Below are 23617 nucleotides of genomic sequence, written 5' to 3'. Positions count from 1 at the left end.
ACAGACCTTCATCAACTGTGTTTGACGAATACAAATAAGCATCAGACAATAAACTGAAGAGGTAATGATCAATGATCGAACGATATACACGAAAAGAGATGGGAAGGCTTTGGGAGCCTGAAAACAGGTTTCAGAAGTGGCTTGATGTCGAGATCGCGGCATGCGAGGCATGGACTGATCTGGGCAAGATCCCCAGGGCAGCGCTCAGCGTGATAAAGCAGAAGGCCGGCTTTGACGTAACGCGCATTGATGAGATAGAGGCGGTCGTAAAGCATGATGTCATAGCATTTCTCACCTCTGTTGCCGAGAAGGTCGGCCCTGAGTCGCGGTATGTGCATAAAGGGCTCACCTCTTCAGATATTGTGGACACGGCACAGTCCCTGCTCATGAAAGAGGCTGCAGGCATCATCATCAAGGACCTCAAGATCCTTATTGCTGTTCTGAAGGAGCAGGCGTTCAGATATAAAAATACGGTCTGCATTGGCAGGAGCCATGGCGTGCATGCAGAGCCGATGACCTTTGGGCTCAAGTTCACCCTCTGGTATGAAGAGGCGAAGAGGAACCTTGAGCGGATGGAGAGGGCACGGAAGACCATCAGCATCGGCAAATTCTCCGGCGCTGTCGGGACCTTCTCGAATATTCCTGTTGCGATTGAGGAGAAGGTCTGCAAGAAGCTCGGCCTGAAGCCCGAACCGATCGCGACCCAGGTGGTGCAGAGGGACAGACATGCTGAATACCTTTCGACCCTCGCGATCATTGCAGCCTCTATCGAGAAGATCGTTGTGGAGATCAGGCACCTTCAGAGGACAGAGGTACTAGAGGCAGAGGAGCCTTTTGCAAAAGGCCAGAAGGGCTCATCAGCCATGCCGCATAAGCGCAATCCGGTCGGCTGCGAGAACCTCTCAGGGTTAGCGCGCGTTGTGAGAACGAACGCCCTTGCTGCCATGGAAAATGTAGCTCTCTGGCATGAACGTGATATTTCGCACTCCTCTGTCGAGCGGGTGATCATTCCGGACAGCACCATTTTGGTTGACTATATGCTGAACCGGCTGACAGGCATCCTTTCAGGTCTCCAGGTGTACCCGGAGCGGATGATGGAGAACCTGAACAGAAGCTATGGCCTTTATAACTCCCAGAACGTGCTGATCAGTCTTACGGAAAAGGGCATGTCCCGTGAAGATGCATACGCACTGGTCCAGAAGAATGCGATGATGAGCTGGAAGACCAGAAAACAGTTCAAGGCACTGCTGTCAAAAGATAGAGAAGTGAAAAAATACCTCTCAGCAAAAGAGCTGAACAATATTTTTGATCTGAAGAATTATTTCAGGAATGTCGATTACATCTTCAAGCGAGTATTCGGTAAGGCCTGAGGAATTACAGCAATGCCCTTGATCTATCGGTATAAATCGCCTGCTGTTACGGACGCACAGAAGAAAGACCTTCTTGCCCGGGCAAAAAAGACGATCTCCGGCTCGATAAAGAATATCGAGACAGAGTTCTGTTTTTATATCGATGCATCTTCTGCGTTGACTTCTGATGAATCGGAACTCCTTCGCTGGCTCCTGAGCGAGACCTTCGAGCCTGACCAGTATTCCGAAAACAGTTTTTTTGCCCATCACCCATCAACCGTCACTCATCACTGCCTTTTGGAGATCGGCCCCCGCATGAACTTTACCACTGCCTGGTCAACGAATGCTGTTGCTGTCTGCCATTCCTGCGGCATTACCAAGATATCGAGGATAGAGCGGTCCCGCCGGTTCCTTTTTGTATTTGATAAGAAACATGTTTCCGGAAAAGATCTTGCAGCTTTTAACTCGTCACTCATTACCCATTACTCGTCACTTCTTTATGATCGCATGACCGAGTGCGTGTACCCTGAGCAGCTCAAGACCTTTGAAACAGGCATCACCCCGGAGCGGGTCAGCTCTATCCCCCTGGTCGAGGAAGGCAGAGCAGCGCTTGAGAGGGTCAACCGGGAGATGGGTCTCGGTCTCGATGACTGGGACATTGACTATTACTACAACCTCTTTGTGAAGGATATTGGCAGGAACCCGACCAATGTGGAATGTTTTGATCTGAGCCAGTCGAACAGCGAACACTCGCGCCACTGGTTTTTCAGGGGCAGGCTTGTTGTTGATGGTGAAGAAGTGCCGGGCAATCTGATGAAGATCATCAAACAGACGCTTGATGCAAACCCCGGAAACAGCGTCATTGCGTTCAAGGACAACTCAAGTGCGATCCGAGGATATGAGATCAAAACGATCATCCCTGAACAGCCGGGCAATGTATCACGGTTCGATAAGGTGCAGCGCACCTATAACATTATCTTTACTGCAGAGACACATAACTTTCCCTCTGGCGTTGCTCCTTTCCCTGGTGCGGAAACAGGGACAGGAGGCAGGATCAGGGATGTGCAGGCAACGGGAACAGGCTCGCTTGTTATTGCTGGCACTGCTGCTTATTGTGTCGGAAATCTGCAGATCCCCGGGTATGAACTGCCGTGGGAAGACAGTTCCTTTGCCTATCCTGCAAACCTTGCAAGCCCCCTGACCATCGAGATCCAGGCGAGCGACGGCGCATCGGATTACGGCAACAAGTTCGGCGAGCCGATGATCCAGGGGTTTACCCGTTCACTTGGCCTGCGGCTGCCTGACCATGAGCGGAGAGAATGGCTTAAGCCGATCATGTTCACTGCCGGAGTTGGTCAGATGGATGCGAGCCATTCGGAAAAGAACGAACCGGCAAAGGGCATGCTCGTTACGAAGGTAGGTGGTCCTGCATATCGCATCGGCATGGGCGGCGGCGCAGCGTCAAGCATGATTCAGGGACAGAATGTTGCTGAGCTTGATTTCAATGCTGTGCAGCGCGGCGATGCAGAGATGGAGCAGAAGATGAACCGGGTGATCCGGGCATGTGTCGAGCTTGGCGACCGAAACCCGATCGTGTCCATCCATGACCAGGGAGCAGGCGGCAATTGCAATGTGGTGAAGGAGATTATCTATCCTGCAGGTGCAAAGATAGAAATCAGAAAGATTCAGCTCGGAGATGCTACGCTTTCCGTGCTCGAAATATGGGGCGCAGAGTATCAGGAGCAGAATGCCCTGCTTATCAGCCCTGAAAGGTCAGAGGAGTTTTTGAGTCTCTGCAGAAGAGAGAAGGTCCCCTGTGCATTTATCGGAGAGATCTCGGGCGATGGATACATTGTGCTGCATGACGAGACAGACGGCAGCACACCGGTTAACCTGCACCTCGAAAAGATCCTCGGCAGTATGCCGCAAAAGACGTTTGTTCTCGACCGGATAAAACGTCAAAGAAGCCCTCTTGTCCTTCCGGAAGGGCTTACGGTAAGGGACGCCCTTGACCGCGTGCTGAGGCTTATTTCTGTTGGTTCAAAAAGATTCCTCGCAAGCAAGGTAGACCGTTCAGTTACCGGCCTGATTGCGCAACAACAGTGCGTCGGGCCGCTCCAGCTTACGGTCTCTGATGTGGCTGTCATAGCACAGAGCCATTTCGGAACAACCGGTGCTGTCATCTCGATCGGCGAGCAGCCGTTAAAAGGCCTTATCGATCCGGCTGCAATGGCAAGGATGTCTGTGGCAGAGGCGGTCACGAATATCATCTGGGCAAAGATAAGTGCTCTTGAGGACATCAAATGCTCAGGCAACTGGATGTGGGCTCCCAAACTTCCGGGTGAGGGTGCTGATCTTTATGACGCTGCCATTGCGATGCGGGACATCATGATCAGCCTCGGCATTGCGATCGACGGCGGCAAGGACAGCCTTTCCATGGCAGCAAAGGTCACGAATGCTGACGGCACGACCGAGATCGTGAAGTCACCGGGAACACTGGTCATCTCTGCGTATGCGACCTGTCCGGATATTAATAAGGTCATAACCCCGGATATAAAGCAGCCGGGCAAAAGCAGGCTTATCTTTGTTGATATCAGCAATGGCAGGGCCAGGACCGGCGGATCAGCCCTTGCGCAATGCTATGGCCAGGTTGGCAATGAGTCGCCTGATGTTGATGATACGGCTCTGCTCAGGAACGGCTTTCATGCGATCCAGAAATGTATCGATGAAGGATTGATCCTGTCGGGCCATGACCGGAGCGACGGCGGTCTCGTCACCACGCTTCTTGAAATGGCCTTTGCCGGCAATTGCGGGATAGAGATAAATATAAGCAGTCAGCGACCGGATGTTGGAACAATTAACCTTTTATTTGCTGAAGAACTCGGCATGGTGATCGAATATCAGCAGAAACATGAAAGAAAGATCAGAAAGATCCTGGAGGGAGAAGGGCTGCCCTATCAATGCATCGGCAGGACCACCAGGAAGAAGACGATCACTGTTTCTGTCAACAACGAACAGGTGCTGAAGGAGGATATGAAGATCCTCAGGGGGGTCTGGGAAGAGACGAGCCATCAGCTTGACAGGCTTCAGAGAAACCCTGCATCTGCAAAGGAAGAAAAGAAGGCCATTTATAACAGAAAGGGCCAGACATTCCGGCTTTCCTTTGTCCCTGAAGACACGCACGCAGAGATCCTCGAAAGGGGCAATAAGCCCAGGGTCGCGATCATCCGTGAGGAGGGCAGCAACGGCGACAGGGAGATGACCGCAGCCTTTTTCCGGGCAGGGTTCGAGACCTGGGATGTGACCATGACCGATCTCCTTGAGCAGAAGGTGAGGCTTGAGCATTTCAGAGGCATAGTCTTTGTCGGCGGGTTCAGTTATGCGGACGTGCTTGATTCTGCCAAGGGCTGGGCAGGAGTCATACGGTTCAATAAGGATATCTGGCAGCAGTTCCAGACCTTTTATAACAGGCCGGACACCTTCAGCCTCGGCGTATGCAATGGATGCCAGCTTTCTGCCCTGCTCGGCTGGGTGCCATGGCAGGGTATCGATAACAGGGACCAGCCGCGATTTATCCATAATACATCCGGCAGATTCGAGTCTCGATTCTCATCCTTAAAGATCCTCGAAAGTCCGTCGATCATGCTGAAGGGCATGGAGAACTCCGTGCTCGGTATCTGGGTTGCTCATGGCGAAGGTCATGCCTATTTCCCGGACAGTTCAATAAAGGAGAGAGTCCTTCGCGAAGGCCTTGCTCCTGCGCGCTATGCAGACGACAGCGGTAATCCCACCGAGGTCTACCCATTCAATCCCAACGGCTCGCCGGAAGGTATTGCAGCGCTCTGTTCTCCGGACGGAAGGCATCTTGCGATCATGCCGCATCCTGAGCGTGTCTTCCTGAAATGGCAGTGGGCATATATGCCTGAGGAATGGAAAAGGGAATTAACGGCATCACCGTGGCTCAGGATGTTCCAGAATGCCCGACAGTGGTGTGAAGAAAATAGCTAACAAGCATGTAGTTGTGAAAAAGAAAAAGAGGTGTTGAATTTCTCAAAAGTGGTAATATTTTAAAGAAGGAGGTGTTTATTGTGAGAGCATCAGCTATCACAATTGAAAAAGCAGAAGACGCTTTAGATAGGGTCTTTCTCGATCCAACATCTTCATTTATGCCTTTGAGTTTCCTGATAGCGATTCAGGCAAGGTATTAGAGCTTCTCAATACAGGGCAGATTGAGGCTGTTATCTCAGAGAGGGTTGTCAAAGAGCGGTATTGATCAATTCAACGCTTTTCCCAGGTCCAGGCAGCGGTTCAAAGTCTTCGTATCAGCATCCTGCATCAAAGAATCACCTACTCGTCCCGCTGTTCGTGTATCAGCCGTGCAATATCGAGGATTCTCTTTATCTCCCGTGGTGTTAATCCGCAAAAATTCACCTTTCCTTAATGTTATGGCATTGTAAATTGCCATTTGGCATGTTAGAATGCCAATAAAGGGAGAATAGTCATGAGAACAACTATTGACAGGTTCGGCAGAGTGGTGGTGCCAAAGGAATTGAGGGACAGATTTGGTTTTCAGCCCGGCACTGAAATTGAAATCGACGAGCATGACAGGGAGATCGTGCTAAAACAGGCCGACCAGGTATCTCCACTGCAGGATGAAGACGGGGTGCTGGTCTTTGCAGGAAAGGCAATCGGGGATATCTCCTCCGGTATTCTCGCTCAACGGGAGAAACGCTTGCAGAAATTCTCATCAGGCTTAATCTGATGACAATCCTGTTTGACACCAGTGTTCTGGTTGCTGCTCTTGTCAAGGCGCATCCAGTGCATGAGAGGGCTGTTTCGTGGCTGAAGCGGGCTAAAACCGGTGAGGTGATTATGGCTATCTCCTCTCATACCCTCGCAGAACTCTACGCTGTCTTGACGACTCTGCCTGTGAGCCCCCGGATATCTCCGGATATGGCATGGCGGCTTATTCATGAAAATATAGAAAAGACGGCAACAGTCATATCCATGGATGCAGCAGATTATACTGAAACTATCCTGCGGTTAAAAGAAAGGGGTTTTTCAGGTGGAATTGTCTATGATGCCCTTATATTCTTTGCTGCTGTAAAATCAAAAGCTGCTACTTTATTGACATTGAATGCAGCAGATTTTGTGAGGCTGAAACAACAGGAAGATATCAAGATTATTGAGCCATGATTAAGGAATGCTTTCGGTTCAGCCTGACATCGAGGGCGATACAGCAGTCGCTGTCGAAAGTGATAAATAAATATCTCTCGATCCATAAGTTATTGTTATAAAAAAATAAGCGGCAGCTTGACAGATCACTCTTTCTCATGGTATCAAATAGTGTTTTTTGTTCTCCCAAAATCCCAAGGAGGAAATCTTCATAATGGGCACAGCAACGTTTAAAGGCGGGATACATCCGCCCGACAAAAAAGAATTAGCGGCCAACTCACCTATTATTGATGCAAAAGCCCCCAAGATCGTGGTTATTCCTCTCAGTCAGCATATCGGCGCACCCTGCAACGCTGTCGTATCGATCGGCCAGGAAGTGAAGAAGGGAGAGGTTGTGGGAGAAGCTTCAGCCTTTGTCTCATCGCCTGTTCATGCCTCTGTTTCCGGCAAGGTGGTGGCGGTCGGCGAATTCCCGAATGCCATGGGAAGGATGATCAATTCTATTGTCATAGAGAATGACGGCAAAGAAGAATGGACAGCGCTCAAAGATAATCCTGATTATATGAGCCTGTCTCCTGATGAGCTCAAAGAAAAGGTCAAGGCAGCAGGCATTGTCGGCATGGGCGGAGCAGCATTCCCGACCGTGGTGAAACTGTCCCCACCCAAGGAAAAGACGATCGATGCGATCCTGCTGAACGGCGCAGAGTGCGAGCCTTACCTTACGGCAGACTACCGGCTTATGCTCGAGAAGCCGAAAGAGATAATCGAAGGTCTTAAGATCACGATGAAGATCCGCGGTGTACAGAAAGGCTATGTCGGCATAGAGGATAACAAACCTGATGCCATAGCAAAGATGAAGGAAGCTGCCGCAGGTGAATCAGGGATCAGCATTATTACCTGTGAGGTGAAATATCCCCAGGGCGCAGAAAAGATGCTTATCAAGGCAGCGCTTGGCCGCGAAGTTCCGCCAAGGGCTCTGCCCATGGATGTCGGTGTTGTAGTCCAGAATGTGGGCACAGCGCTTGCAATTTATGAAGCTGCGCGGTATGGCAAGCCCCTGATCGAAAGGGTCGTGACCGTGACCGGTGAAGGCATAAAGCAGCCGAAGAACCTCATGGCCAGGATCGGTTCCAAGGTCGGCGATCTGGTGGAAGAATGCGGCGGGTTCAGGGATGGCGTTGCAAAGGTCATTTCAGGCGGCCCGATGATGGGCTTTGCCCTTTCTTCTCTTGACGTGGCTGTAACAAAAGGCACATCCGGCATCCTTGTACTGCCGGAAGAGATTGTTACGCATACGGCGGAGTACGGCCCCTGCATCCGGTGCGGCAGATGCATTGACATCTGTCCCATGGGGCTGATGCCGTCGATGCTGAGCGTGCTCTCGGAAAAAGGGTTTTATGAAGAGGCAAAGACATATAATTTGTTCGACTGTTTTGAATGCGGCTCCTGTGCGTATGTCTGCCCTTCAAAGAGGCCGATCGTTCAGCTCGTAAGATTAGCGAAATCTATGGTAAAGCCGTAAGGAGATATAGATGGAGGCAACAAAAAAAGAACAATTGATCGTATCGGTAAGTCCCCATGTCAGAAGCGACGAGACCACAAGCCGCATCATGTGGACCGTGAGCATAGCGCTTATGCCTGCCATGCTTGCAGGCATCTATTTTTTCGGCCTCAAGGGGCTCTTCGTTACAGCGCTCTGCGTCATCAGCTGTATGGTCTCTGAGCAGTGGTACATGAAGATGGTCGGCAAGAAGACGGTTGTGGGCGACGGCAGCGCCTTTCTTACCGGCCTGCTTCTCGGCATGAACATGCCGGCATCTCTCTGGTCGTTCTCGCCATTCACGGTCCATGTTCCGGTCATCGCATCATTTGTGGCAATCGTCATAACCAAGCAGCTTTTCGGCGGTCTTGGTTTCAACGTCTTTAACCCTGCGCTGATAGGAAGGGCGTTTGCGCTCATATCCTGGCCAAAGGCAATGACCATCTGGAACGAGCCGGCTGTCGCATTTCTTGCCATGGACGCAAAGACAACAGCGACCCCGCTCGGCATATTAAAGGAAGAAGGCATAGCCAAACTGATAGAGGTGTTCGGCGATAAGATGAACCTGTATATGCATCTCCTGACCGGCAACAGGGCAGGCTCGATCGGCGAGGTCTCGGCCATTGCCATCCTGATCGGTGGCCTTTTCCTCCTGTACAAGAAATATATAACCTGGCATATCCCTGTGTCATTTCTCGGTACGGTTGCGGTGATGGCATATGTATTTGGCGGCAAGGACCCTGCGACCGGCAAGATGATCCTGATGGCCGGCGATCCTGTCATTCACCTTTTGAGCGGCGGCCTGATGCTGGGCGCCTGGTTCATGGCAACAGACTATGTCACTTCGCCGTCTGTCCGTAATGGACAGATCCTCTTCGGTATCGGCTGTGGCTTTCTGACCATGCTGATCCGGCTGAAAGGCGGGTTTCCCGAAGGCGTCATGTTCGCGATACTTATCATGAACTGCTTTGCTCCCCTGATCGACCGCAGCTTCCAGGCAAAGGTCTTCGGTGCGGTGAAGCAGGAAAAGGCAAAGGAGAGCAAGTAATGACCGGCAAGGACATTTTCAAGATAACCTTAAACCTCGTTGTCGTGTATCTCATCGGCGGGTTCATTCTCGCCTTTGTGTATGCGAATGCATCGCCGAAAGTATTCAGAAACAACGAAAAGGCTGAGCAGGACGCATTGAAGCTCCTGATCCCCGGCGCTGATTTCAGGAAACTGGGAGACTGGACGATCCATGACAAGCACGCCAAATACTTCGAGGCCCAAAAAGACGGCGAAATCGCGGGATATGTGATCCAATCCTTTGGTAAAGGGTATTCAAGCTATATCAATACGTTCATTGCTGTGGACAAAGATTTCAAGGTGCAGAAGATCAATATACTCGGTCATGGTGAGACGCCGGGACTCGGAGATGAGATCGAGACCGATTCCTTCAAGAACCAGTTCGCGGGCAAGGACATTGATCACCTGAAAGTCCTGAAGACCGAAACAACGGAATATATTCAGGCCATCTCAGGTGCTACGATCTCAACCCGTGCGGTCTCTGAGGACGCTGTCAAAAACGGTGTAGCATTTCTCATCAAGACGATCAAGGAAGGAGGCAATAAAGATGTCGAGCACAAGCACAATTAATCTCAAGGACCTGTTCCTTAACGGGATCATTAAAGAGAATACGATCTTCAAGCTCGCACTGAGCCTCTGCCCTTCGATCGCTGTTACGAACAATCTGAAGAACGGGATATTTATGGGACTGGCAGTGCTGTTTGTCCAGACCATGGTGAATATAACCATCTCCCTGATGAGAAAGATCATAGAGCCCAAAGTAAGGCTGCCGATCTTCATGCTGGTCATTTCCGGCTGGGTCACCATAACCCAGATGCTTATGGCAGCTTTTGTCCCGGATGTTTATGCCAAGGTGGGTCTGTACATTGCGCTGATCGTTGCTTTTGCGTCGATCCTGGCAAGAGCAGAGATGTTCGCGTCAAAAAACAGCATTGTCCCGTCCATGGTTGACGGGCTCGGCATGGGTGTCGGATTTTTGTTCGCGCTTACGGTGATCAGTTTCTTCAGGGAACTGGTCGGCAAGGGAACGCTGACCGTTCCGACGGGCCTCTCGACCCAGCATGTTTTTACCTTTATCAACACAAAGCCTGTCCTGATCATGGTCCTGCCTGCAGGCGGGTTCCTTGCGGTCGGGATACTCATGGCCCTCTTCAACTGGATCGATATCCGGTATATGAAGAAGGGCGCGGTTTCGCATTAGAAGGAGATAACAATGGAAAGCGACTTCATTAAATATTTTGAGCTTATCGTCTCTGCATCGCTCATTAATAACTTCGTCTTTACGCGGTTCCTCGGCCTCTGCATCTTCTTTGGCGTATCGAAGAAGATGGAGACAGCGGTCGGCATGAGCATCACCTTTACTGCGGTTATGATGATCAGTGCAGCACTCAGTTGGGTTGTGTACACCAAGGTGATGGTCCCTCTTGAAATCTCATACCTGGAGATTATTGTTTTTATCGGCATTATCGCCGGATTGGTCCAGGCATCGGATACGATCATGAGAAAGGTATCTCCCGGTCTTTACTACAAGCTCGGTATTTATCTTGCCCTGATCTCTACAAACTGTATCATCCTTGCTGTCCCTCTGATAAACGCGGGTGAAAAATATACCTTTATTCAGAGCCTTGCCTTTGGCCTTGGTTCAGGCCTGGGATTCGGATTGGCCCTGGTAATTATGGCAAGCATCCGTGAGAAACTCGAGCTTGCGGATGTTCCTGTAGCATTCAAAGGGCTTCCTATGGCATTCGTGGTAACCAGCCTGATAGCCCTTGCATTCACCGGATTTTCAGGTCTCATTACACTGTAAGAGACCGTGATGTGTTAAGAGTGATGAGTAATGAGTGCTGCAAGATACAATGGAAAAGAAGGAGCCAATAATTATGTCTACAGGATTTAATAACAAGAAGATTGGCCTGACAGCCATCTTCCTGATTCTGCTTTTTGCTGCTGTTGCCTTTGCCGGTGTCGGCGGTGGGATCGAGGCAAAAGAGACGGTCGATATTATACCGCTCGTTAAATGGACGCTCGTCTTCCTGGCAGGTCTCGGGACGGTCTTTGGCGCTGGCCTTGCCATTGCCGCGAAGAGATTTGCTGTGCAGGTCGATCCGCGGGTAGAGAAAGTTTTGGACGTGCTTGCCCATGCTCATTGCGGAGCCTGCGGCTATGCAGGATGCGAGCAGTATGCCGAGGCTGTGGTCAAAAACGCGGATGTCGCACCGAATCTTTGTACCCCTGCCGGTGCTAAAGGCGCTGAGGCGGTCGCGCTGATTACCGGGAAGAAGGCAGATTTAAGGGAGCCGATATTTGCGCGCATCATGTGCCAGGGCTCGACCAGCAGATCAAGAAGGAAGTTTATCTACGAGGGTGTTATTGACTGCAGGGCAGCAGTGCTTGCGGGGGGCGGAGACAAATCCTGCGCCAATGGCTGTCTCGGATACGGCACCTGCACGAGGGTATGTCCTTTTGATGCGCTGCATATGGGCAATGAAGGTCTTCCGGTCGTTGACATCACAAAATGCACCGGCTGCAGAAAATGCGAGCAGGCGTGCCCCAAAAAGGTCATCGAGGTCCTTCCTGCATCCAGGATGGTGCTTGTTGCCTGCCACTCAAGGGACAAAGGCGGAGAGACAAGAAAGAACTGCGACCTTGGCTGTATTGCCTGCGGCGCCTGCGTAAAGGTCTGTCCGTTCGACGCTCCGTCCATACAAAATAATTTCTCGCGCATCGATATCAATAAGTGCAAGGTCTGCGGCCTCTGCGTACCCAAGTGCCCGACCAAGGCTATTGTTGATCTTCTGCCTGTGCGTCCAAAGGCATTTATTACCGACAAATGCATCGGCTGCCAGATCTGTACAAAGGTGTGCCCTGTGGATGCCCCTGCCGGAGAATTGAAGAAGAAACATTCGATCGATCAGGTAAAGTGCATCGGCTGCGGCATCTGCACGGCAAAGTGTCCGACACAGGCAATAGACGGCACGTTCAATGCGCAGGAAGTATTCGCAGCAGCCGCTGCAAAGAAGGCGAAACAGGCAGAAGCTGCAGCGCCGGCAGCATAAAGCAGGGTGTTACTGCTCGGTCAGGTCAGCCGGACATTACGGATAGTGAGGCGGTCAGCTCGGGCTGAATTAGCAGCATTTTCCGTGCGCACGATCATGCTGTAGTAATTGACATCGTTTTATCAGCTGTGGTTTAATAGCTACGCTTTAAGAATAGCCCTGTGAGGCTAAAAGCAAAGGAGTCAGCGTGAGCTGCATTCGCAACAAAGAACCCTTCTCTTCCGCCTCGAAAAATCCACAGGCACGTATTCCCTTTTTTTCCTCAACTCATCACGCATTACTCATAACTCATCACTGCCTTTTCCATTACTCATCACCCATTACCCATTACGGTATTTCCCATGTCTAAAGAGCTCCTGGACAAAAAAGATATGGAACGCGCTGTAACGCGGATGGCCCATGAGATCATAGAAAGGAATAAGGGCATCAAGACCATCTGCCTTGTCGGCATCCAGCGCGGCGGCGTGCACATAGCGCATCGGTTGAGTGCAAAGCTCAGGGAAATTGAAGGGAGCGACCTCCCGGTCGGCACCCTTGACATATCTCTGTACCGCGATGACCTGAATGTCCGGAAGGACCAGCCTGTGGTCCGCAGGACCCAGGTCCCCTGTGAGATCAATAACAAGAAAGTTGTTCTTGTGGACGATGTACTCTTTACCGGCAGATCGATCCGCGCTGCCATGGACGCGGTCATGGACCTCGGAAGGCCTGCAGCGATACAGCTTGCCGTGCTGGTGGACAGAGGGCACAGGGAACTGCCGATCAAGGCTGATTATGTGGGCAAAAATATCCCGACCTCGATGAATGAGACCGTAAAGGTCGAGTTGCTCGAGGACGGAGAGGAAGACAGGGTGGTGCTCGAATGAGCCTCAGCTCCAAGGACCTTATCAGCATCAAGGATATCAGCCCTGAGGAGATCGAACTTATCCTTGAGACAGCAGCAGGGTTCAAGGATGTGTTAGGCAGGGACATCAAGAAGGTGCCTGCACTCAGGGGCAAGACCACGGTGAATCTTTTTTATGAACCTTCCACGCGGACGCGCACATCCTTTGAGGTTGCGGCAAAAAGGCTCAGCACCGATGTTATCAATATAGCGACTTCAACGAGCAGCGTTGTGAAGGGAGAAACCCTGCTCGATACGGCAAAGACCGTTTTGGCGCTTGGCGCGGATATTGTCGTGATCAGACATAACTGTTCGGGCACACCGCATTTTCTTGCAAGGAATATCGATGCCTCTGTGGTCAACGCGGGTGACGGCACTAATGAGCATCCGACGCAGGCCCTGCTCGATCTCTTCACCATGAAAGAGAAGAAGGGCAGAATACAGGGTCTTGAAGTCGCCATCGTGGGAGACATCCTCCACAGCAGGGTCGCCAAATCAAATATCTACGCCCTTATCAAGATGGGCGCAAAGGTACGGCTCATCGGTCCTCCGACGCTTGTGCCTGACTATTTGAAAGACCTCGGCGTGCGCGTGTACTTTGATATGAATGCAGGACTTGAGGGCGCTGATGTGATCATGATGCTCAGGATCCAGCTTGAGCGGCAGGGCAGGGGCTTCTTCCCTTCTACCCACGAATATTTCAGGAACTGGGGGCTGACCGCTGCAAGGGTTTCCCGGGCAAAAGACGATGTGATCATCATGCATCCCGGCCCCATGAACCGCGGCATCGAAATAGCATCAGAGGTTGCTGACAGTAGCCGTTCCGTGATCCTGGACCAGGTGACCAACGGCATTGCTGTACGCATGGCAGTGCTTTATCTTGTCTCAGGAGTAAAGGCATGAAGATATTCATAAAGAACGGACATCTCATTGACCCGACCCGGAAGATAGATGAGATCTGCGACATCCTCATTGAAGACGGGAAGATAAAGGAACTGCAGCGGCTAAAGGCAAGAGGCAAAGGGCAAGCGAACAGTTCAGAACCTCGAACCCAGAACCCTGAACAGGAGATCATCGATGCATCCGGCATGATCGTTATGCCCGGCCTTGTTGACATGCATGTGCATCTGAGGGAGCCGGGGTTCGAATATAAAGAGACCATAAAGACCGGCACTGAAGCGGCTGTCAGGGGAGGTATCACGTCGGTCTGCTGCATGCCGAACACGAACCCGGTGAATGATAACCCTGGTATTACCGAGTTTATCCTCAGAAAGGCGATACAGGAGGGCTCCTGCACCATATTCCCGATCGGCGCCATCACCAAGGGCCAGAAGGGTGAGGAACTGGCAGAACTTGGCATGATGTACGATGCCGGCTGCGTAGCCTTCTCTGATGACGGGCGGCCGGTAATGGACAGCCTTCTCATGCGAAGGGCCCTCGAGTATTCGAGGATCAGAAAGGCCCTCATCATATCCCATGCTGAAGATATGTCCCTGGCAGCGGGCGGCGTGATGAATGAAGGGCTCCTTTCGATTACCCTCGGACTGAAAGGCATCCCTGCCCAGGCAGAAGAGGTCATGATCAGCCGGGACATTGCTCTTGCCGAACTCACCGGCGGCAGGCTCCATATTGCCCATGTCTCAACAGCAGGCTCGGTCGAACTTCTCAGAACGGCAAAGAAGCGGGGTGTTGCCGAGATCACAGCAGAGACCTGCCCCCATTACTTCTCGATCACAGAAGAGGCTGTCGTCGGGTATAACGGAAATGCAAAGGTGAACCCTCCCCTGCGCAGGAAGAAAGACGTGGACGCGATCAGAGACGGCCTGCAGGACGGGACGATAGATGCCATAGCAACAGATCATGCTCCGCACCATAAAGATGAGAAGTCCGGAGAATTTGACAACGCACCTTCAGGTATTTCCGGTCTCGAGACCTCGCTCGGCCTGAGCATGAGGCTTGTGGATGACAGGATACTTACGCTCAGCCAGCTTGTCGAAAAGATGAGCGCTGCTCCGGCAAGGATCCTCGGCATAGCGGATAAAAAGGGTGCGATCAGAGCCGGGGCAGACGCAGATATTGTGATCATCGACACGAACAAAGAATATACAGTCAGTGGAGCGGACTTCAGGTCAAAGGGCAGGAATACGCCCTTTGAAGGGTGGACCCTGAAGGCACAGCCCGCCGTCACCATTGCAAAGGGAAGGATATACCGATGGGAGTGAAAACGCTGCTCGTCCTTGCGGACGGCACAGTCTTCGAAGGGAAAAGCTTTGGCGCAGAAGGTGAGACGATCGGCGAGGTGGTCTTCAATACCTCAATGACCGGGTATCAGGAGATCCTGACTGATCCTTCATACAAGGGACAGATCGTCACCATGACCTATACGCAGATGGGCAACTATGGAGTCAATGAAGAGGATATCGAATCTGTTGGAGGCATCAAGGCAGAAGGCTTTATCGTAAAAGAGGCCTGCGAGTACCCCTCGAACTGGCGGTCATCATCAAGTCTGACCGAATACATGAAAAGATCCAATATCGTCGGCATACAGGCCATTGACACCAGGGCGCTCACGCGTCATTTGCGGAACCATGGGGCCCAGATGGGCATTATCTCTACAGACAGCGCAGACCCGCTTGCGCTTCTGGAGAAGGTTAAGGCCCATCCCGGCATCTCTGCCTTTGACTATGTGAAAGAGGTCTCCACAAAAAAGATCTATGACTGGAAAGAAGGCTGCTGGAAATGGGCATGTTCAGCGGTCAGCAATCAGCAGTCAGCAGTCAGCAGCAGTCTCGCACAGCAGAAAAAAATGGTCGTTTACGACTTCGGCATAAAGATGAACATTCTGAGGAATCTTGCTGATGCAGGGTTCAATATTACGGTTGTGCCTGCCCAGACACCGGCTGAAGCTGTGTTCGAAATGAAGCCTGATGCAGTGCTTCTGAGCAACGGTCCGGGCGATCCCGAGCGTATAACATACGGCATTGAAAACGCCCGGAAGCTCATCGGAAAACTGCCGGTCTTCGGCATCTGCCTCGGCCACCAGATCCTCGGCCTTGCCCTGGGCGGCAGGACCTATAAATTAAAATTCGGCCATCACGGCGGCAACCATCCGGTCAAGGACCTTGCAACAGGGAAGGTCGAAATAACCTCGCAGAACCATAACTACTGCGTTGACATCAGCAGCCTCAAGGGCAAGGTCGAATTGACGCACCGGAATCTGTTCGACGGGTCTGAGGAGGGCATGCGTCATGTTGAACTCCCGGTCTTTTCTGTCCAGCACCACCCGGAGGCTGGGCCCGGCCCCAATGACTCGACGCATATATTCACGCAGTTCAGGCAGATGATAGAAAAAGGTGCGGCTTGATTGAGAAACAGACCGGCACATACACCCTGTTACAGATTAATAAAGTCCTCCCCTTTGCAAGGGGAGGTTAGGTGGGGTATTGGAATATCTGCCAAAACCTCCCCAACCCCTCCTTGGTAAGGAGGGGCTACCACCGGTGACTGCGGCGTTACCATACAGCCTGTCAAAGGACGAAGCAAGGCTTGTCTTCAGGACAGCAAACTTTATTGCCGGCCAGGGCAGCGTGCTGCATAGCGGCGTATACAATAGGGAGTTTTCGTCCTGGCTCGCATCTTTTACGCTTGCAGGTATAGCCTATTTTTTTCTGGTGATGAGTTTTGGAAAGGAGATACTGTTTTACGCGATCGCCATGGTTCTGTTTATCGGGACCTTCCCGCTCTTCAGAAAATATGTCTTCAGGGAGCAGTTCCTTGAGACCGTGATAGACAGGGAAGAAGCAAAGGCCAAAATAACGCGGTACGGCATTCGAAAAAAGGTCCTGGAGACGATCCCGACTGCAGATATTTCGAGCCTCTGGATAGATACGCAGAAGACAGAGGTTATTAACCGTGACGGTGTGGAATTTGTTCAGAAGATCTCGGCGCAGCACAATGCGGCGATACCCGGGTTCGGCGAAGAAACGGTCTTCTACTCGCTCAAGCTCAAACGTGCTGACGGAACAGACAGAACAATATTTGCAGAGCGCAGCATGCAGGACGTGATCTCTGTGTATGACGAGATAAAGGAATTTCTGAAAATCTAATGTATATGCTAAGGAGTTCAAAAGCATGAAGACATCGACTGGAAAATCCCTCCTATCCTCCCTTTGTCAAAGGGAGGTATCATGCCCCTCTTTGGTAAAGAGGGGTGAGGGGAGATTTTTGAACTGTGTCAGCTTACCTATGAACTTATTAGTATCTGAGAGGTAATTGTGCCCAAGAGAGAAGACATCAGGAAGATACTGCTCATCGGTTCAGGGCCGATCGTGATCGGCCAGGCATGCGAGTTTGACTATTCCGGCACCCAGGCATGCAAGGCCCTGCGTGACGAAGGATATCAGGTGGTTCTCGTCAACTCCAATCCTGCCACGATCATGACAGACCCTGAGACCGCTGATGTTACCTATATCGAGCCGCTGACCGTCGAGGTCCTCGAAATGATCATCGAAAAAGAACGGCCTGATGCCATTCTTCCGACCATGGGCGGCCAGACCGCGCTCAACCTTGCAGTAAAACTTGCAGAAGGCGGCATTCTTGATAAATATAAGGTAGAACTTATCGGCGCAAAACTTCATGCGATCAAAAAGGCTGAAGACAGAGAGCTGTTCAAACAGGCCATGCTCAAGATCGGCCTTGACCTTCCGAAGAGTTCGACCGTCTCGACACTGAAGCAAGGACTCGATGCGATCGACCAGATCGGATTCCCTGCGATCATGCGTCCTGCCTTTACGCTCGGCGGCACAGGCGGAGGCATTGCGTACAACATCGAGGAGTATGCAGAGCTGCTCGACAAAGGGCTTAAGCTCAGCCCGGTGAGTCAGATATTGGTTGAAGAATCGTGCCTCGGATGGAAAGAATACGAACTCGAGGTGATGCGCGACACAAAGGACAATGTGGTCATCATCTGCTCGATCGAGAACTTTGATCCCATGGGTGTGCATACCGGCGATTCGATAACCGTGGCCCCAGCCCAGACGCTAACGGACAAGGAGTATCAGCGCATGCGTGACGCCTCGATCGCGATCATCCGCGAGATCGGTGTTGACACCGGCGGCTCGAATATCCAGTTTGCGCTCAATCCGGAGACAGGCCGCATGATCATCATAGAAATGAATCCCCGGGTCTCACGCAGTTCTGCGCTTGCGTCCAAGGCAACCGGCTTCCCGATTGCCAAGATAGCGGCAAAGTTGGCAGTTGGGCTCACGCTTGATGAGATCAGGAACGATATCACACGCGAAACCCCTGCATCCTTTGAACCGACCATTGACTATGTGGTCACAAAGTTCCCACGGTTTGCCTTTGAAAAGTTCCCCGAGGCTGATCCGCTGCTGACCACGCAGATGAAGTCAGTCGGAGAGGCGATGTCCATAGGCAGGACTTTTAAGGAGTCCCTCCAGAAGGCCCTGCGGAGCCTCGAAAACGGCAGCTACGGCCTTGAAGAAGTTGCCGGGGATTTCGAGAAGATCAAGAAAAAACTGAAGATCCCGAGCGCCGAGCGCATGTGGTATGTTGCACAGGCCCTGCGCACAGGCATGACCGTTCAGGAGATCTACGAGCATTCGATGATCGACCCCTGGTTCCTGAACAATCTGAGAGAGATCATTGAGATGGAAGAAGAGATAAAGCGGTCAGCTATCAGCGGTCAGCTATCAGCAAAGGCAGACCTTGTGCGGCAGGCGAAGGAGTATGGTTTTTCTGATAGAAGACTGGGGCAGCTCCTCGGACTGCAGGAGGCTGAGATCAGGAACTTCAGAAGAGATAATAACATTAGGCCTGTGTATAAAATGGTCGACACCTGCGCTGCAGAATTTGCCGCATATACGCCGTATCTGTATTCAACCTATGAACGACCGTTTTACAGGCTGGATAGCCTGCAGACTGGCAAGCCTGCAAGCTTTTTTGATTCAGAGGCCGCGCCTACAGACAAACAGAAGATCGTTATCCTCGGTTCCGGCCCGAACAGGATCGGACAGGGAATAGAATTTGACTATTGCTGCGTGCATGCCGTGTACGCGCTCAGGGAGCTCGGATACGAAACGATCATGGTGAACTGTAATCCTGAGACTGTCAGCACAGACTATGACACCGCAGACAGGCTTTATTTTGAGCCGCTTACGATCGAGGACGTGCTCAATATCATTGATGCGGAAAAACCGATCGGCGTGATCGTACAGTTCGGAGGCCAGACGCCGCTCAAGCTTGCCGTGCCCCTTGAAAGAGAGGGTATAAAGATATTAGGCACATCTCCGGATGCGATCGACAGGGCTGAAGATAGAAAGCGCTTTAAGACGCTCCTGCACAAGCTGAACCTGAAACAGCCGGAGAGCGACACGGTCATGTCGGTCGAAGAGGCAGTGGCTGCTGCAAATATCATAGGGTACCCGGTCATGGTGAGGCCGTCCTATGTTCTGGGCGGCAGGGCCATGGAGATCGTGTATGACGAAGACTCTATCAGGAACTATATGGCGCGCACGGTCAAGGCATCGCCTGAGCACCCGATCCTTGTTGATAAATATCTCGACGATGCCATAGAAGTTGATGTTGACGCGCTCTCTGACGGCAAGGACGTCATCATCGGCGGCGTCATGGAGCATATTGAAGAAGCAGGCATCCACTCAGGAGACTCTGCCTGCTCATTGCCGCCTTATTCCCTGAGCAAAGAGATCATCGATGAGATAAAGAGACAATCAAAAGAGCTTGCACTTGACCTTGGCGTCATCGGCCTTATGAATGTGCAGTTCGCCGTGAAAAAGGATGAGATCTATATCCTTGAAGTGAATCCTCGCGGTTCAAGGACCGTGCCGTTCGTCTCAAAGGCAACCGGCGTTCCGCTTGCAAAGCTCGCAGCAAAGGTGATGACCGGCAAGACCCTGAAAGAACTCGGCATAACAACCGAGGTGCAGATAAAACATGTTGCGGTAAAAGAGGCTGTATTTCCCTTTGATAAGTTCCCCGGTGTTGACACCATACTCGGGCCGGAGATGAAGTCAACCGGCGAGGTTATGGGCATAGACAATGACTTTGGCAGGGCTTACGCAAAGGCCCAGGCAGCGAGCAACAACAAGCTCCCGCTTTCCGGCAAGATCGTGATCAGCATCAGGGACAAAGACAAGCCCGGCATCTGTGACCTTGTGACCAGACTCTATGCCGCAGGTTTCACGGTCGTTGCAACCAAAGGCACGGCTAAGTTCCTTAACGAAAAGGGGCACGATGTTGAGGTGATCAATAAAGTGACCGAAGGCAGGCCTCATATCGTTGATCTCATAAAGAACAAAGAGGTCGTCTTTGTCATAAACACGGTAAGCGGGGCGCAGGCAAAGATGGACTCCATGTCGATCAGACGAAGTGCGCTCCAGTATGGTGTGCCCTACACCACCACTGTCTCAGGGGCAAAGGCAGTCGTTACTGCGATCGAACAGCTCCAGAAAAAGAAGATCAATATCAAGTCGATACAGGAATATCACCGCGACGCTTAGGCAGCTATTGAAAGATGCAGAAGTATTGTCCTATGCTTCGTTATTCCGGCGCGTCCGCTTGCACTCCCTTGTGGAGTGGAATCCTTCTGTGAAAAGGACTTGAAGGTGGTAGGCGGCGTATTTTTCCCGACATAGTCATACACAAGCGTGGCCATGATGAGAATAATCTCATCGCAATTGAAATAAAGAAAAAACCAATCGGGAATCTCGCGACTGTGACTGTGCCAAATTGGCAGCTATGAACCGCCCGAGTTCAAATACTATCCTGGAGTTTTCATTGAATTGCCAGCAGGCTCAGGTGTCGCCAACCGCTCATGCTTATTGAGTGGCTCTAAACGGCCCCATAAAGGCAGGAATCAAAAAGCGAATTTTTATAACTTCTCTATGAGGTTCATTTCCAAAATGAACCTCATAGATGATAATATTAACGTCAAGAAGCTATCGAGCGCTGATCTTAGGATAAAGCGGGGGGGATAGATGGAGACGAAAAGAGCGGTAATTAATCTAATATCACTACTATGTTTACTTTTATTCGGCTTGTCTAACTCCTATGCTGCCTCTTCTAACTGCGTAAAGGCTTTACACAAACGAGCCATAACAGATGCCATTAATATATCGCCAAGTGGGTTCAGAACTATCATTAAGCCTCTTGAAGGTGAAATGCTCGATAGCATTCAGACGGTTCATGCTCAGTCGAAAAATGATAGATTAAGTTATGAAGACTATTTTAAGAATCTTACCGAAACTCTAAGGGAGCAAGATCCTAAGAGAAATGATTATCTTGAGCGGATGCTAACCGGCATTACGATCTACCCTTTCTTGAAGTATTTGCCAATCAGAACATACGATTCATGTGATGCAGTACGCATAATTAAGGAAGCAGCTCTGATCTATGATGGCTATGATGAGCAGCCCAATTATTCAAAGCTGACCAATAGCGATTTTGCTGAGCATGCAATGAAGTTTGAGGGTAAGACTGAAACCGAGAGAATGAAATTATTTTATAACTTACTTGTAAATGAGATTGTCGATCTTTGGAGCAACAGCTGGTTACATGCGGGAAACAAAATTGATGATCTGCCGATGGCGGGGTCTGTAATCAAAGAGGGTGTTATTAAAAAACAAACCTCTAATCGTATTCAGCCTTTGGCTCAGCAACCGGCCCAGAGTGAAAATTCTACTATTGCGGCATATTCAGATGCCGATTTGACTAAATATGGAAATCCGACTGATGCACAGAATGCCCTTGGTAACGACACTGAGTGTGAAAGTCTTGAACAACAGTTGTTTAGCCAAAAAATACGTCTTGGTCAAGGTTTCTATGGGGATATAATGGCAAGGTATCAGGCAATAGCGCAATACAAATTACGATGCCAGAAGCCGAACAGCACACCGGGGATATCAAGCTTTGGACAGTCCAATGGCCTTCCTGCATTAGATAGATATAACTATAGCACTAATCCATCTGGCATAGGCAGTTCTTACAAATCTGGAGATTTGCAGGATGTTTATAGTCAAAGTAGTAAAGAGTGCAGCAGTGATTTCAGTTGTGGACTGGGCTACAAATGCGTTAAAGCACCGCTAAAGTCCAAGGGTGAGTGCATGAAAGAGGTTGATAAATATGGATTGCCGACTTACCGAGCACATAGTCTTAACAGTATAGGACCTAATATGGACCAGAATGGCTGCAATTTTAATACTGACTGCCCAATTGGTTATCGCTGCGATAAAAAATATAAGTTGTGCGCGAAATGATCATATATATATTTATTCTAAAGGAGGAGTAGATCAATGAAGACAGCAATAGTGATAGGTTTCTTAATTGTGACGACTGCGGTAGCTTCAGCTTCGAATTGGCAATTTGTTATGAACAACAAAGGGAGAGGGTGCTACATTGACACTGAAACTCTTAATTATCCGCGCTCAAAAAAAACACTTGGCTTTGAAACCGGACCAGACAAAAATTTTATTAAGGGTTGGGTTAAATGTGATGCTATTAAACAAGAATTTTATATTGATTGTGCGGGAAGACGATACGATTCTGGCTATGAGTGGGAAAAAAGCATACCACCCGATTCGCTCTGGGAGGCGATTTCAAAGTCTGTGTGTCCTTAGCAGTTTTGCATAACAGCAGAAGATATCGGCGGTAATTATCTGAAGTTGAAGCTGCCGATAATGGCAAGAAACTGGCTATGGTTTGCGGCGTAATCATTATCAAATGACTCGAAAGTGACAAGGAAAATCCGTCTATCTTTTATACAAAATATCTGAATATTGGCAATGGAAATATCGTTATCATAGTTTTTGATGCTATATTTTGTCTTATACGTGTAGGCTGGAAAGCTGCCCAGAAATGTCTCCCGTAATTCCACAACAGAGGCATCTGGAAAGCGTTTTCTCATCTGGAGTTGTATCTGCTCTTTTCCATTTTTTCTCATATCGGACATAAACTCATTTTTGTTGCCAGAAAAATTGGTCGCATTAATGTCGAGAGTTGACGTACCATTGCTGATAAGAACCGCCATTGTAGGGTTTCGCACTTCAAGCTTTTGCCAAGAGGTAGGATATGAAATCTCGAATTCATTTGTCCTGAAAATTTGAATATTGGCGGCATGCACATTGGCCGAGCACATGCACGCCAAAATTATCATAGAGATGAAAAAAACGACAAAGGAGCGCCGCTTTTCAATAGTCGAGTAATTGGGCTTGTTATGCATCATTTCGTTGGATTTCCGATAGCGGGTGCTGAGAAATCAGCCCCCATTTGCCGTCATTTTTCTCCGAGCCACGAGCACCAATAGCTATAAGATGATCTTTAGTCTGTTCTTCGTCGCACCCAACAACGGCAGCCAAGGTTGATAAATTTCTGAGATACAATCAAAAAGTGTGTAAATAGATAGAAGGCGGTGTATCCTTTCAAGTTGCGACCAAACAACAAAGGAAGGAGCCACCACCATGAAGAAGGGTATCACCGAGACAGAGAAGCAGTCAAGAGCAACGTATGACGT

The 23617-nt window shown here is 50.3% G+C and carries 19 protein-coding genes; 18 read left to right on the top strand and 1 reads right to left on the bottom strand.

The features are described from left to right. The first annotated feature begins 71 nt into the window (after positions 1–71). The 18 genes from HZB62_10250 (at position 72) to HZB62_10165 (ending at position 22724) form a co-directional block, all read left to right on the top strand. Positions 72–1370: an adenylosuccinate lyase gene (locus tag HZB62_10250; protein ID MBI5075527.1), complete on the top strand. Its 1299-nt coding sequence runs from the start codon at positions 72–74 to the stop codon at positions 1368–1370. A 12-nt stretch (positions 1371–1382) separates the two neighbouring features. Next, positions 1383–5357: a phosphoribosylformylglycinamidine synthase gene (purL, locus tag HZB62_10245; GenBank protein MBI5075526.1), complete on the top strand. Its 3975-nt coding sequence runs from the start codon at positions 1383–1385 to the stop codon at positions 5355–5357. A gap of 493 nt (positions 5358–5850) precedes the next feature. Then, positions 5851–6111: an AbrB/MazE/SpoVT family DNA-binding domain-containing protein gene (locus HZB62_10240; protein ID MBI5075525.1), complete on the top strand. Its 261-nt coding sequence runs from the start codon at positions 5851–5853 to the stop codon at positions 6109–6111. After that, entirely contained in the window at positions 6111–6545 is a 435-nt protein-coding gene (locus HZB62_10235) for a PIN domain-containing protein (protein MBI5075524.1), read from the top strand. The genes HZB62_10240 and HZB62_10235 overlap by 1 nt, the downstream gene beginning before the upstream one ends. A gap of 193 nt (positions 6546–6738) precedes the next feature. After that, positions 6739–8046, top strand: coding sequence for an electron transport complex subunit RsxC (gene rsxC / locus HZB62_10230; GenBank protein ID MBI5075523.1), 1308 nt, complete (start codon positions 6739–6741; stop codon positions 8044–8046). 10 nt (positions 8047–8056) lie between these two features. After that, positions 8057–9112, top strand: coding sequence for an RnfABCDGE type electron transport complex subunit D (locus tag HZB62_10225; protein ID MBI5075522.1), 1056 nt, complete (start codon positions 8057–8059; stop codon positions 9110–9112). Further along, entirely contained in the window at positions 9112–9702 is a 591-nt protein-coding gene (locus HZB62_10220) for an FMN-binding protein (GenBank protein ID MBI5075521.1), read from the top strand. The genes HZB62_10225 and HZB62_10220 overlap by 1 nt, the downstream gene beginning before the upstream one ends. After that, complete coding sequence (rsxE, locus tag HZB62_10215) at positions 9680–10333, top strand: electron transport complex subunit RsxE (protein MBI5075520.1); 654 nt, start codon at positions 9680–9682, stop codon at positions 10331–10333. The genes HZB62_10220 and rsxE overlap by 23 nt, the downstream gene beginning before the upstream one ends. Positions 10334–10345: 12 nt before the next feature. Continuing rightward, entirely contained in the window at positions 10346–10939 is a 594-nt protein-coding gene (locus HZB62_10210; GenBank protein MBI5075519.1) for an electron transport complex subunit RsxA, read from the top strand. 73 nt (positions 10940–11012) lie between these two features. Beyond that, positions 11013–12188 (top strand): 4Fe-4S binding protein, encoded by a 1176-nt coding sequence (locus tag HZB62_10205; protein ID MBI5075518.1) that lies wholly within the window; start codon positions 11013–11015, stop codon positions 12186–12188. Positions 12189–12529: 341 nt separating this feature from the next. Beyond that, positions 12530–13054, top strand: a complete 525-nt coding sequence (pyrR, locus tag HZB62_10200; GenBank protein MBI5075517.1) for a bifunctional pyr operon transcriptional regulator/uracil phosphoribosyltransferase PyrR — start codon at positions 12530–12532, stop codon at positions 13052–13054. Continuing rightward, positions 13051–13974: an aspartate carbamoyltransferase catalytic subunit gene (locus tag HZB62_10195; protein MBI5075516.1), complete on the top strand. Its 924-nt coding sequence runs from the start codon at positions 13051–13053 to the stop codon at positions 13972–13974. The genes pyrR and HZB62_10195 overlap by 4 nt, the downstream gene beginning before the upstream one ends. Beyond that, entirely contained in the window at positions 13971–15293 is a 1323-nt protein-coding gene (locus HZB62_10190; protein MBI5075515.1) for a dihydroorotase, read from the top strand. The genes HZB62_10195 and HZB62_10190 overlap by 4 nt, the downstream gene beginning before the upstream one ends. Continuing rightward, positions 15290–16435 carry a glutamine-hydrolyzing carbamoyl-phosphate synthase small subunit gene (carA, locus tag HZB62_10185; protein ID MBI5075514.1) on the top strand — a complete coding sequence of 382 codons (1146 nt, stop codon included), beginning with the start codon at positions 15290–15292 and terminating at the stop codon, positions 16433–16435. The genes HZB62_10190 and carA overlap by 4 nt, the downstream gene beginning before the upstream one ends. 136 nt (positions 16436–16571) lie before the next feature. Further along, on the top strand, positions 16572–17177 hold the full coding sequence (locus HZB62_10180) for a hypothetical protein (GenBank protein ID MBI5075513.1): 606 nt from the start codon (positions 16572–16574) through the stop codon (positions 17175–17177). 168 nt (positions 17178–17345) lie between these two features. Further along, positions 17346–20609 carry a carbamoyl-phosphate synthase large subunit gene (carB, locus tag HZB62_10175; GenBank protein ID MBI5075512.1) on the top strand — a complete coding sequence of 1088 codons (3264 nt, stop codon included), beginning with the start codon at positions 17346–17348 and terminating at the stop codon, positions 20607–20609. Positions 20610–21086: 477 nt separating this feature from the next. Further along, positions 21087–22364 carry a hypothetical protein gene (locus HZB62_10170; protein ID MBI5075511.1) on the top strand — a complete coding sequence of 426 codons (1278 nt, stop codon included), beginning with the start codon at positions 21087–21089 and terminating at the stop codon, positions 22362–22364. A gap of 36 nt (positions 22365–22400) precedes the next feature. After that, entirely contained in the window at positions 22401–22724 is a 324-nt protein-coding gene (locus HZB62_10165) for a hypothetical protein (GenBank protein MBI5075510.1), read from the top strand. Between the two features lie 35 nt (positions 22725–22759). Here the strand turns inward: HZB62_10165 and HZB62_10160 are convergent, their stop codons facing one another. Continuing rightward, positions 22760–23329 (bottom strand): hypothetical protein, encoded by a 570-nt coding sequence (locus HZB62_10160; GenBank protein ID MBI5075509.1) that lies wholly within the window; start codon positions 23327–23329, stop codon positions 22760–22762. Positions 23330–23617 lie beyond the last annotated feature (288 nt).

It is taken from the genome of Nitrospirota bacterium (genome assembly GCA_016214855.1).
GTDB lineage: Bacteria > Nitrospirota > Thermodesulfovibrionia > Thermodesulfovibrionales > UBA6898 > UBA6898.
This window is presented reverse-complemented; position numbering and strand designations above follow the sequence as displayed.

Bases quoted from the DNA above. Each gene is read 5' to 3' on its own strand.
- HZB62_10250 (MBI5075527.1), top strand. From the start codon at position 72: ATGATCGAACGATATACACGAAAAGAGATGGGAAGGCTTTGGGAGCCT.
- purL (MBI5075526.1), top strand. From the start codon at position 1,383: ATGCCCTTGATCTATCGGTATAAATCGCCTGCTGTTACGGACGCACAG.
- HZB62_10240 (MBI5075525.1), top strand. From the start codon at position 5,851: ATGAGAACAACTATTGACAGGTTCGGCAGAGTGGTGGTGCCAAAGGAA.
- HZB62_10235 (MBI5075524.1), top strand. From the start codon at position 6,111: ATGACAATCCTGTTTGACACCAGTGTTCTGGTTGCTGCTCTTGTCAAG.
- rsxC (MBI5075523.1), top strand. From the start codon at position 6,739: ATGGGCACAGCAACGTTTAAAGGCGGGATACATCCGCCCGACAAAAAA.
- HZB62_10225 (MBI5075522.1), top strand. From the start codon at position 8,057: ATGGAGGCAACAAAAAAAGAACAATTGATCGTATCGGTAAGTCCCCAT.
- HZB62_10220 (MBI5075521.1), top strand. From the start codon at position 9,112: ATGACCGGCAAGGACATTTTCAAGATAACCTTAAACCTCGTTGTCGTG.
- rsxE (MBI5075520.1), top strand. From the start codon at position 9,680: ATGTCGAGCACAAGCACAATTAATCTCAAGGACCTGTTCCTTAACGGG.
- HZB62_10210 (MBI5075519.1), top strand. From the start codon at position 10,346: ATGGAAAGCGACTTCATTAAATATTTTGAGCTTATCGTCTCTGCATCG.
- HZB62_10205 (MBI5075518.1), top strand. From the start codon at position 11,013: ATGTCTACAGGATTTAATAACAAGAAGATTGGCCTGACAGCCATCTTC.
- pyrR (MBI5075517.1), top strand. From the start codon at position 12,530: ATGTCTAAAGAGCTCCTGGACAAAAAAGATATGGAACGCGCTGTAACG.
- HZB62_10195 (MBI5075516.1), top strand. From the start codon at position 13,051: ATGAGCCTCAGCTCCAAGGACCTTATCAGCATCAAGGATATCAGCCCT.
- HZB62_10190 (MBI5075515.1), top strand. From the start codon at position 13,971: ATGAAGATATTCATAAAGAACGGACATCTCATTGACCCGACCCGGAAG.
- HZB62_10170 (MBI5075511.1), top strand. From the start codon at position 21,087: ATGGAGACGAAAAGAGCGGTAATTAATCTAATATCACTACTATGTTTA.
- HZB62_10165 (MBI5075510.1), top strand. From the start codon at position 22,401: ATGAAGACAGCAATAGTGATAGGTTTCTTAATTGTGACGACTGCGGTA.
- HZB62_10160 (MBI5075509.1), bottom strand. From the start codon at position 23,329: ATGATGCATAACAAGCCCAATTACTCGACTATTGAAAAGCGGCGCTCC.